This window comes from Pseudomonas sp. AL03, assembly GCF_029960815.1.
GTDB lineage: Bacteria > Pseudomonadota > Gammaproteobacteria > Pseudomonadales > Pseudomonadaceae > Aquipseudomonas.
In genome coordinates, this window is the sequence record NZ_JASBRE010000055.1 from 1 (window position 1) to 10,157 (window position 10,157).

General features: G+C 59.9%; 9 protein-coding genes. 7 read left to right on the forward strand and 2 right to left on the reverse strand.

Annotation, left to right across the window (positions count from 1 at the left end; all coding sequences use genetic code 11):
* The first annotated feature begins 236 nt into the window (after positions 1–236).
* The 4 genes from QK293_RS27040 to lnt are packed head-to-tail and all read left to right on the forward strand — an operon-like array spanning position 237 to position 4,105.
* Complete coding sequence (locus QK293_RS27040) at positions 237–1,241, forward strand: PhoH family protein (RefSeq protein WP_282383319.1); 1,005 nt, start codon at positions 237–239, stop codon at positions 1,239–1,241.
* Positions 1,234–1,728 (forward strand): rRNA maturation RNase YbeY, encoded by a 495-nt coding sequence (gene ybeY / locus QK293_RS27045; protein WP_282383321.1) that lies wholly within the window; start codon positions 1,234–1,236, stop codon positions 1,726–1,728. Before QK293_RS27040 ends, ybeY begins: the two co-directional genes overlap by 8 nt.
* Before the next feature lie 5 nt (positions 1,729–1,733).
* The gene (locus QK293_RS27050) at positions 1,734–2,573 is read left to right on the forward strand and encodes an HlyC/CorC family transporter (RefSeq protein WP_008152854.1); all 840 of its coding nucleotides are present in this window, start codon (positions 1,734–1,736) and stop codon (positions 2,571–2,573) included.
* Between the two features lie 8 nt (positions 2,574–2,581).
* Positions 2,582–4,105 (forward strand): apolipoprotein N-acyltransferase, encoded by a 1,524-nt coding sequence (lnt, locus tag QK293_RS27055; RefSeq protein ID WP_282383324.1) that lies wholly within the window; start codon positions 2,582–2,584, stop codon positions 4,103–4,105.
* 54 nt (positions 4,106–4,159) lie between these two features.
* Here lnt and QK293_RS27060 read toward each other — a convergent pair whose 3' ends face one another.
* Entirely contained in the window at positions 4,160–4,921 is a 762-nt protein-coding gene (locus QK293_RS27060; protein ID WP_282383327.1) for a YdcF family protein, read from the reverse strand.
* A gap of 107 nt (positions 4,922–5,028) precedes the next feature.
* Positions 5,029–5,349: a hypothetical protein gene (locus QK293_RS27065; RefSeq protein ID WP_282383331.1), complete on the reverse strand. Its 321-nt coding sequence runs from the start codon at positions 5,347–5,349 to the stop codon at positions 5,029–5,031.
* A 279-nt stretch (positions 5,350–5,628) separates the two neighbouring features.
* Between QK293_RS27065 and leuS the strand changes: the two genes are divergently transcribed.
* From leuS to holA, 3 genes are all read left to right on the forward strand, one after another.
* The gene (leuS, locus tag QK293_RS27070; RefSeq protein ID WP_282383333.1) at positions 5,629–8,235 is read left to right on the forward strand and encodes a leucine--tRNA ligase; all 2,607 of its coding nucleotides are present in this window, start codon (positions 5,629–5,631) and stop codon (positions 8,233–8,235) included.
* 87 nt (positions 8,236–8,322) lie between these two features.
* Positions 8,323–8,928 (forward strand): LPS assembly lipoprotein LptE, encoded by a 606-nt coding sequence (lptE, locus tag QK293_RS27075; RefSeq protein WP_282383336.1) that lies wholly within the window; start codon positions 8,323–8,325, stop codon positions 8,926–8,928.
* Positions 8,929–8,967: 39 nt separating this feature from the next.
* Positions 8,968–10,005 (forward strand): DNA polymerase III subunit delta, encoded by a 1,038-nt coding sequence (holA, locus tag QK293_RS27080; RefSeq protein ID WP_282383338.1) that lies wholly within the window; start codon positions 8,968–8,970, stop codon positions 10,003–10,005.
* Positions 10,006–10,157 lie beyond the last annotated feature (152 nt).

Sequence of the window (10,157 nt, forward strand, 5' to 3'; positions counted from 1 at the left end):
GAATCCTTGAGCGTAACCTCTCTCGTTGGAATCAGGGTCAACATACAAGGAGCGATGCTTGCTCGCGAAGGCCACGCCGCTATCTGTCTGACGGATCGCGTTATCGTTCTTCGCGAGCAAGCTTCGCTCCTACAGGGACGGTGTTTGGCCTTGCGATATTTAAGAGCTTTCGCACCCAGGCCACTGGCGTTATCCTTGATTTCATCTTAATTGCCCCAGGGCGGCTAAATACGACCTTGAACGCACCCATAGAACCACATCGTTTTATCCTCGAGCCCTTTGAGGCTCGCCGCTTCGCCAATCTGTGCGGGCAATTCGACGAGCATTTGCGCTTGATCGAACAGCGCCTGACCATCGAGATCCGCAACCGCGGAAACCAGTTCGAACTGATCGGTGAACCCAAACACACCACCTCCGCGGAAAACCTCCTGCGCCGCCTGTACCGGGAAACCAAGGGTACTGAGCTGTCGCCGGACATCGTTCACCTGTTCCTGCAGGAATCGGCCGTCGAAGAGATGGACAACGTCTCCCCCGGCGAACCCTCCGTGGCCCTGCGCACCAAGAAAGGCATGATTCGCCCTCGCGGCTTGAATCAGTTGCGCTACGTGAAGGAAATCCTCGGCAACGACATCAACTTCGGCATCGGCCCGGCCGGTACCGGCAAGACCTATCTGGCCGTTGCCTGCGCGGTAGACGCGCTGGAACGCGAGCAGATTCGCCGCATCCTGCTGGTGCGTCCGGCGGTTGAAGCGGGCGAAAAGCTCGGCTTCCTGCCCGGCGACCTGTCGCAGAAGATCGACCCATACCTGCGCCCGCTCTACGACGCCCTCTATGAAATGCTCGGCTTCGAACACGTCGCCAAGTTGATCGAGCGTCAGGTGATCGAAGTTGCGCCGCTGGCCTACATGCGCGGTCGTACCCTGAACAACAGTTTCATCATCCTCGACGAAAGCCAGAACACCACCGTCGAGCAAATGAAGATGTTCCTGACCCGGATCGGCTTCGGCTCCACGGCGGTCATCACTGGTGACATCACCCAGGTCGATCTGCCAAAAGGCACCAAGTCCGGGCTGCACCATGTGATCGAGGTACTTAAAGACGTGCCGGGCATCAGCTTCACCCATTTCAAGCCCAAGGACGTAGTGCGCCATCCACTGGTGCAACGCATCGTCGAAGCCTATGAGCGCTTCGAAAATCGCGTGGCCGATGATGCCCCGAAGGATAGCCGCCGCGATGCTTGAGCTTGATCTGCAACTGGCTACCGAAGCGTCTGCCCCAAGCGAAGCCGAGTTCCGCCAATGGTGCGAACTGGCTCTGCGTCAGCGCACAGCTGACTCCGAAATGACCATCCGTTTGGTCGATGAAGAGGAAGGTCGCGAGCTGAACCACACCTGGCGGCAAAAGGATTACGCCACTAACGTTCTTTCGTTCCCCGCCGACGTTCCGGACGAATTTCTGGATATCCCGCTGCTGGGCGATCTGGTGATCTGCGTGGCGGTGGTCGAGCGCGAAGCTGCCGAACAAGGCAAGGAACTCAAGGCCCATTGGGCGCATCTGGTGATTCACGGCTGCTTGCATCTGCTGGGTTACGACCATATAGATGACGACGAAGCCGAAGAAATGGAAGCACTGGAACGAACGTTGCTTGCTGAGTTGGGCCATCCCGACCCTTATGCGGACGACGAAACAGACGCATCCCCTATCGTTACAACAAAGGATTCAGAGTAATCGCTATGAGCGAAGATCGATCGAGCAACGGGCAAAAGTCATGGTTGGGTAAACTCACCCAAGCTTTTGCCCACGAGCCGAAGAACCGCCAGGAGCTGCTGGAGCTGCTGCGCGATGCACACCAAAACAAGTTGCTGGACAGCGAAGCGCTGGCCATCGTCGAAGGCGCCATCCAGGTCGCTGACCTGCAAGTACGGGACATCATGGTCCCGCGCTCGCAGATGATCAGCATCAAGGCGACCCAGACACCCCGCGAGTTCCTGCCTGCCGTGGTCGACTCGGCCCACTCCCGCTACCCGGTGATCGGCGAAAGCCACGATGACGTGATGGGCGTATTGCTGGCCAAGGACTTGCTGCCGTTGATCCTAAAAGAGAACGGCGACAGCTTCAACATCAAGGACCTGCTGCGCCCGGCCACTTTCGTGCCCGAGTCCAAGCGCCTGAATGTGCTGCTGCGCGAGTTCCGCGCCAACCACAACCACATGGCCATCGTCATTGACGAATATGGCGGTGTGGCGGGCCTGGTGACCATCGAAGACGTGCTGGAACAAATCGTCGGCGACATCGAAGACGAGCATGACGTCGAAGAAGACAGCTACATCAAGCCGCTGCCCAGCGGTGACTTCCTGATCAAGGCCCTGACGCCGATCGAGAACTTCAACGAGTTCTTCGACAGCCAATTCTCCGACGACGAATTCGACACCGTCGGCGGCCTGGTGATGAGCGCGTTCGGACACCTGCCAAAACGCAACGAAATCACTGAAATCGGCCCTTATCGCTTCCGCATTCTGAACGCCGACAGCCGTCGGATTCACTTGCTTCGCCTGACGCCCATTGCCCGTTAAGGATTGACATGCTCCGCGTAACCCGCCCCGGCTGGCCCGGTAATCTGCTGGCCGTGGCGGCCGGTGCAATCACCACTCTGGCCCTGGCGCCGTTCGATATCTGGCCGTTGGCGTTGCTGGCGGTCGGATTCTTCTATGCCGGCTTGCGAGAACTGAACCCCCGCCAGGCTCTCGGACGTGGCTGGTGTTTCGGTTTCGGCCTGTTTGGCGCCGGTACCAGCTGGATCTACTACAGCATTCACCACTTCGGCGGCGCTTCAGTGCTGCTGGCCGGTTTCCTGATGTTGATCTTCACGGCGGCGATTGCCTGGTTCTTCGCCCTGCCCGCCTGGATCTGGGCGCGCTGGCTGCGCCGTAACGAAGCGCCGCTGGCCGACGCCCTGGCGTTCGCGGCGTTGTGGGTCGGTCAGGAAGCCTTTCGCGGCTGGTTCCTGACCGGTTTCCCCTGGCTCTATTCCGGCTACAGTCAGCTCAACGGCCCGCTGGCCGGGCTCGCGCCAGTTGGCGGAATGTGGCTGATTTCCTTCACTCTGGCCCTGACGGCCGCGCTGATCTATAACGCCTTGCGCCTGGTTCGCACGGGGCGCAAAGGTTTCATCGCCGCCGGTGTGTTGCTGCTGGTCGGCCCTTGGGTGGCCGGCGTGGCGCTCAAGGAGCATGCCTGGACCAGCCCGGCGGGCGCACCGCTGAGTGTCGCGGCGATTCAGGGCAATATCGAACAGAGCATGAAGTGGGACCCGGCGCAGCTCAACGCGCAACTGGCGCTGTACCGCGACATGAGCTTTAGCTCGAAGCCGGTCGACTTGCTGATCTGGCCGGAAACGGCCATCCCGGTGCTCAAGGAGTCCGCCGAGGGCTACCTGAACATGATGGGAAACTTCGCTGCAGAGCGTAAGTCCGCGCTGATCACCGGCGTACCAATCCGCCAGGAAGTCCATCACGAGAAGCGCTTCTTCAACGGTATCACCGTGGCGGGTGAAGGCGATGGCACTTACCTCAAGCAGAAACTGGTGCCGTTTGGCGAATACGTTCCGTTGCAGGAAGTGTTGCGGGGGCTGATCGCTTTCTTCGACCTGCCGATGTCGGACTTTGCCCGTGGCCCTGCCGATCAGCCGATGCTGCAAGCCAAGGGTTATCAGATTGCACCGTTCATCTGCTACGAAGTGGTTTACCCGGAATTCGCCGCCAGCCTCGCGGCGCGTAGCGATTTGCTGCTGACCATCAGCAATGACACCTGGTTCGGCACCTCCATCGGCCCGCTGCAACACTTGCAGATGGCGCAGATGCGCGCGCTTGAGGCCGGTCGCTGGATGATCCGCGCCACCAACAACGGCGTAACCGGTTTGATCAACCCGTTCGGCCAGATCACCGTGCAGATCCCGCAATTCGAACGCGGCATTCTGTACGGTGAAGTGGTGCCCATGCACAACCTGACGCCCTATCTGGAATGGCGCTCGTGGCCGCTGATCATTGTTTGCGTGCTGTTGTTTGGCTGGGCGCTCGTGGCGAGCCGGATGGCCAAGACTGTCTGAGAATGTACGGTGTAAGCCAAAAGATCGGGCCGCGTTCGGACGATCTTTTGCTTTTCAGCGGTAAAACACCGAATACCCGATCTGCCCCACCGCCTCATTCATCAGCTGCCCACTCTGCCAGATAGACTTGAATTCCGGCATCCAGCCGCCCAGTGGCCGGGCGTGATCCACGCCTAAAAATCCTACTGGCGCTGGCACCACTTCAAATCCTGCCTTCTTGAAACTCCAGACCGCTCGCGGCATGTGCCAGGCCTGAGTCACGACGACCACGCGCTTGATTCCTTGCGGCAACAACACCTCGGCGCTGAACTGCGCGTTCTCCCAGGTCGTGCGGCTGCGCCCTTCCTGCCAACGCACAGTCACGCCGAAATCATCGAGCAAAGAGTCTGCCATCAACTTGGCTTCGGTCGGCGGTGTGCCGTAATGCAGGCCGCCACTGGTCAGGATCGGCAGGCCCGACGCCTTGGCCAATCGCGCCGCATAACGCTGGCGCTGCAGCGCCACACCCGTCGGCTGGTCGCCACCCCAGGCCAGATCACCACGTTCACGCCCCGCACCCAGCACCACAATCGCGTCAGCGTGCTGAGCCAACGTCGCCCATTCGTCGCGAGCCAACGGTGCTTCTCGCTCCAGCGCCTTGGCGCCCCACTGCACCACCACCGGCAGGCTCATCAGCCAGAAGCCGCCCACGCCCAGCGCAAAGCACCATCCGGCAAGGCGCGGTCTTGAGCGGCGGAACCACCAGGCAAGCCCCAATAGCAGCAAAAGAATGCCGGGAGGCAACAGAAGTTGTTTAACGAAATATCGAAAAGGCATCGAGCATCTCCAAAAGATGCTCGAAGCCTAAGTGGGTTGACGCAATGCGACAACAAATGCGGAAGGACTATGCTTCAAAAAACCGTACGTCATGGCTTCAAGTGCCCTTACTTGAATTGCAGAGACCGGACCTTTACCGCGTCCCTGCCGGGTGTTTTGTCCTTGAGCCAGATGATCTTGGCCGAACGTGGTGCGTCGAGTTGCTTCACTGCTTCTGACAGGCATCCGTGTGTCTCACGTTCACTGCGATCGAGATACGCCTTGACCAGTGCAAACTCTGCGGGGCTCAAGCCTCGCAATTCCAGTTCCAGCGGACGCTCATCGCGTAACCGGCCAGCGGTTTTGGCCGCGTCCAGGGCCATTCCCAGACGATCGATCAATCTTTCGTACAGCTCCGGTTTTGTAACTTTTTGCCGTGACTCAACCATCCCTCACCTCATTGAAGATAAGACTCACTCCCCATTTAGAGCTTAGCTTCCATGAACAAACCGGCTGAGTGCTGCGACCAACGGCCCTCGCAGCGGTTTTTGGGAGGCCCGCAGCAGTAATCAGGGTTTCCCTCGGTAGAGTGCGGTCATGTATGCTACGGCGCTTCCTGTAACTCCACTTCCAGCTCGCCTGGACACCGAAACGTCGATTTGACGTGCTCACCGTCCAGCGTTGCATTGAAGAGGATTAGGCCACCCCTATTCAGTTCAAAAGTAGCCATGCACGAACAATATCAGCCCCGTGAAATCGAAGCCGCCGCCCAGTCGTTCTGGGACGAGCAAAAGTCCTTTGAAGTCAGTGAACAGCCAGGCAAGGAGACCTTCTACTGCCTGTCGATGTTCCCTTACCCCAGCGGCAAGCTACACATGGGGCACGTGCGCAACTACACCATCGGCGACGTAATCTCCCGCTACCAGCGCATGCAAGGCAAAAACGTCCTGCAACCCATGGGTTGGGACGCCTTCGGCATGCCGGCGGAAAACGCCGCGATGAAGAACAACGTAGCGCCCGCCAAATGGACCTACGAAAACATCGCCTACATGAAAACCCAGCTGCGCAGCCTGGGCCTGGCGGTGGACTGGTCCCGCGAAATCACCACCTGCAAGCCTGATTACTACCGCTGGGAACAATGGCTGTTCACTCGCTTGTTCGAAAAAGGCGTGATCTACCGTAAAAACGGCACCGTGAACTGGGACCCGGTCGATCAGACCGTTCTGGCCAACGAACAGGTGATCGACGGTCGCGGCTGGCGTTCCGGCGCGCTGATCGAAAAACGCGAAATTCCGATGTACTACTTCAAGATCACCGCTTACGCGGATGAGTTGCTGTCGAGCCTCGACGAACTGACGGGCTGGCCTGAACAGGTCAAGACCATGCAGCGCAACTGGATCGGCAAGTCCCGAGGCATGGAAGTGCAGTTCCCGTACAACGTCGATTCCATCGGCGAAGCCGGCGTACTGAAAGTCTTCACGACCCGTCCGGACACCCTGATGGGCGCGACCTACGTCGCAGTAGCCGCCGAACACCCTCTGGCGACCCTGGCCGCGCAGAACAACCCTGAGCTGCAAGCGTTCATCGCTGAATGCAAGGGCGGCAGCGTCGCAGAAGCCGACGTCGCCACTCAAGAGAAAAAAGGCCTGCCGACCTCGCTGTTCGTCGAGCACCCGCTGACCGGTGAGAAACTCCCGGTGTGGGTCGCCAACTATGTGCTGATGCACTACGGCGATGGCGCGGTAATGGCCGTCCCGGCGCACGACGAACGTGATTTCGAGTTCGCCACCCAGTACAACCTGCCGATCAAATCGGTAGTACGTACCAGCTCCGGCAGCACTAACCCGTCGCCATGGCAGGACGCCTACGGTGAACACGGCACGCTGATCAATTCCGGCGAGTTCGACGGCCTCGACTTCGAAGGTGCCTTCGACGCCATCGAAGTCGCGCTGATCAAGAAAAACCTCGGTGCCTCTCGCACCCAGTTCCGCCTGCGCGACTGGGGCATCAGCCGCCAGCGCTACTGGGGCTGCCCGATTCCGATCATCCACTGCGACACCTGCGGTGATGTGCCGGTCCCGGAAGATCAGTTGCCCGTTGTGTTGCCGGAAGACGTTGTACCGGACGGCGCGGGTTCGCCGCTGGCGCGCATGCCGCAGTTCTACGAGTGCGAGTGCCCGAAATGCGGCGCACCGGCCAAGCGTGAAACCGACACCATGGACACCTTCGTCGAGTCCTCGTGGTACTACGCCCGCTACGCCTCGCCGCACTATGAAGGCGGCCTGGTGGAAAAAGCCGCGGCCGACCACTGGCTGCCGGTGGATCAGTACATTGGCGGTATCGAACACGCCATTCTTCACCTGCTGTACGCGCGCTTCTTCCACAAGCTGATGCGCGACGAAGGCCTGGTGAGTTCCAACGAGCCGTTCAAGAACCTGCTGACCCAAGGCATGGTGATCGCCGAGACTTACTACCGTCGCGAAGCCAACGGCAGTTACACCTGGTTCAACCCGGCGGACGTCGAACTCGAGCGCGACAGCAAGGCCAAGATCATTGGCGCCAAACTGATTTCGGACGGCCTGCCGGTGGAAATCGGTGGCACCGAGAAAATGGCCAAGTCCAAGAACAACGGCGTTGACCCGCAGTCGATGATCGACCAGTACGGTGCAGACACCTGCCGCCTGTTCATGATGTTCGCCTCGCCGCCTGACATGAGCCTGGAATGGTCCGACTCCGGCGTCGAAGGTTCGCACCGCTTCCTCAAGCGCGTCTGGCGTCTGGCTCAGGCCCACGTCGGCCAAGGCTTGCCGGGGAAACTGGACATCGCCTCGCTGAACGACGAACAGAAAGTCATTCGTCGCTCGATCCATCTGGCCATCAAGCAAGCCAGCCAGGACGTCGGCCAGCACCACAAATTCAACACCGCCATCGCCCAGGTGATGACGCTGATGAACGTGCTGGAAAAAGCCCCGCAAGGCACCGCGCAGGATCGCGCACTGATTCACGAAGGTCTGGAAACCGTGGCCCTGCTGCTGGCACCGATCACTCCGCACATCAGCCATGAACTGTGGCATCACCTGGGTCACGCCGAACCAGTGATCGATGCAGGTTGGCCGGTACTGGACGAGAGCGCTCTGGTGCAAGACAGTCTGCAGCTTGTCATTCAAGTGAATGGCAAACTGCGCGGCCACATTGAAATGCCCGCCAGTGCCAGTCGCGAAGAAGTCGAAGCCGCTGCACGGGCCAACGAGAACGTACTGCGCTTTGTCGACGGCCTGACTATTCGTAAAGTGATCGTAGTGCCCGGGAAACTGGTCAATATCGTCGCCAGCTAATTGGATCAGGCGCCAGGTGAGCCTGGCGCCGCGTAAAACCTTTCGGGCCGCATGATCGGCCCACCTGGTTTCAAGGGGAGCAACAAGATGATCAAACGCAATTTGCTGGTGATGGGCCTTGCGGTCCTGTTGAGCGCCTGCGGTTTCCAGCTGCGCGGCACCGGCACCACTGAACTGGCGATCAAGGAACTCGACCTGAGTGCCCGCAATGCCTACGGCGAAATCGTGACGCAACTGCGTCAGGTGCTGCAAAGCAGCGGCGTCAAGGTCTACAGCGGAGCACCTTACAAACTGGTGCTGACCGACGAGCAGGAAAGCCAGCGCATCTTGAGCTATGCCGGTGCCGGTCGTACTGGCGAGTATCAGGTGAGCACAGTGTTGAACTACGACATCCGTGGTGAGAGCAACCTGACGCTGCTGAGCGACAAACTCGAAGTACAAAAAATCTTTATCCACGACGGTAGCAACCTGGTGGGTTCCGACCAGGAAGCCAACGACGCCCGCAAGGAAACCCGTCGTGAACTGGTTCAACGCATGATGCTGCGCCTGCAACAGCTCACTCCGGTTCAGTTGGATCAGCTGCAACAGACCGCTAACGCCAAAGCCAAGGCTGAAGCCGATGCACTGGAAGCGGCGCAGAAGGCTGAAGCGGCAACCCCGCGCCAGTCGCCTATCGAACTGCCGCAGCAGTAAGACTTACGGGGCGCGCAGGCGCCCCGTTCGCCCTCTCCTATGAAACTCGCCCCCGCCCAACTCGCTAAACACCTGCAAGGCGCCCTCGCGCCGGTCTACATCATCAGTGGCGATGACCCACTGCTGTGTCAGGAAGCCGCCGACGCCATTCGTGCCGCCGCCCGCCAACAGGGATTCGACGAGCGCCAGGTCTTCGCCGCCGACGCCAGTTTCGACTGGGGTACGTTGCTGCAGGCCGGAGCGAGCATGTCGCTGTTCGCCGAAAAGCGTCTGCTGGAACTGCGTCTACCGTCCGGCAAACCCGGTGACAAAGGTGCCGCCGCGTTCATTGAGTACTGCTCGCGACCGGCCGAAGACACGGTGCTGTTGATCAGCCTGCCCAAGCTTGATGGCAGCGCGCAGAAAACCAAGTGGGGCAAGGCGCTGATCGAAGGTCAGCAGACCCAGTTCGTGCAAATCTGGCCGGTAGAGGCCAACCAGTTGCCGAGCTGGATCCGTCAACGGCTGTCCCAGGCCGGCCTTTCCGCCAGCCAGGACGCCGTCGAATTGATCGCCGCACGGGTCGAGGGCAATTTGCTGGCTGCCGCCCAGGAAATCGAAAAGCTCAAACTGATGGCCGAAGGCGGTCAGATCACCGTTGAAACCGTGCAAGCGGCCGTTGCTGACAGTGCGCGCTTCGATGTCTTTGGACTGACCGATGCGATTCTTAACGGCGAAGCGGCTCATGCCCTGCGCATGCTCGAAGGGCTGCGTGGCGAAGGCGTCGAACCACCCGTGATTCTCTGGGCGCTGGCTCGGGAGCTGCGTCTGCTGGCCAGCTTGTCGCTGCAATACAGCCAGGGTGTGCCGCTGGACAAAGCCTTCAGCTCTGCCCGACCGCCGGTCTGGGACAAACGCAAACCGCTGATGAGCAAAGCCCTGCAACGCTACTCGGCGCAACGCTGGGCGCAGTTATTGCTGGAGGCGCAGCGCATCGATGCACAGATCAAAGGCCAGGCCGCCGGCTCACCGTGGATGAGTTTGAGTCGGTTGTCGTTGTTGATGGCCGGCCAAAGATTGTCGTTACCCGCCGAGTAAACACGCCCTCTGTAGCAGCTGGCGAAGCCTGCGTTCGGCTGCGAAGCAGTCGCAAAATCAGGCGACGCGGCGTGTCAGATGATCCCGGATTCAGGGTTTACGACTGCTTCGCAGCCGAACGCAGGCTTCGCCAGCTGCTATGTATGGACTCG

Excerpts from the sequence above, each read along its gene's own strand:
- ybeY (WP_282383321.1), top strand. The coding sequence starts at position 1,234 with ATGCTTGAGCTTGATCTGCAACTGGCTACCGAAGCGTCTGCCCCAAGC.
- QK293_RS27050 (WP_008152854.1), top strand. The coding sequence starts at position 1,734 with ATGAGCGAAGATCGATCGAGCAACGGGCAAAAGTCATGGTTGGGTAAA.
- lnt (WP_282383324.1), top strand. The coding sequence starts at position 2,582 with ATGCTCCGCGTAACCCGCCCCGGCTGGCCCGGTAATCTGCTGGCCGTG.
- QK293_RS27060 (WP_282383327.1), bottom strand. The coding sequence starts at position 4,921 with ATGCCTTTTCGATATTTCGTTAAACAACTTCTGTTGCCTCCCGGCATT.
- QK293_RS27065 (WP_282383331.1), bottom strand. The coding sequence starts at position 5,349 with ATGGTTGAGTCACGGCAAAAAGTTACAAAACCGGAGCTGTACGAAAGA.
- leuS (WP_282383333.1), top strand. The coding sequence starts at position 5,629 with ATGCACGAACAATATCAGCCCCGTGAAATCGAAGCCGCCGCCCAGTCG.
- lptE (WP_282383336.1), top strand. The coding sequence starts at position 8,323 with ATGATCAAACGCAATTTGCTGGTGATGGGCCTTGCGGTCCTGTTGAGC.
- holA (WP_282383338.1), top strand. The coding sequence starts at position 8,968 with ATGAAACTCGCCCCCGCCCAACTCGCTAAACACCTGCAAGGCGCCCTC.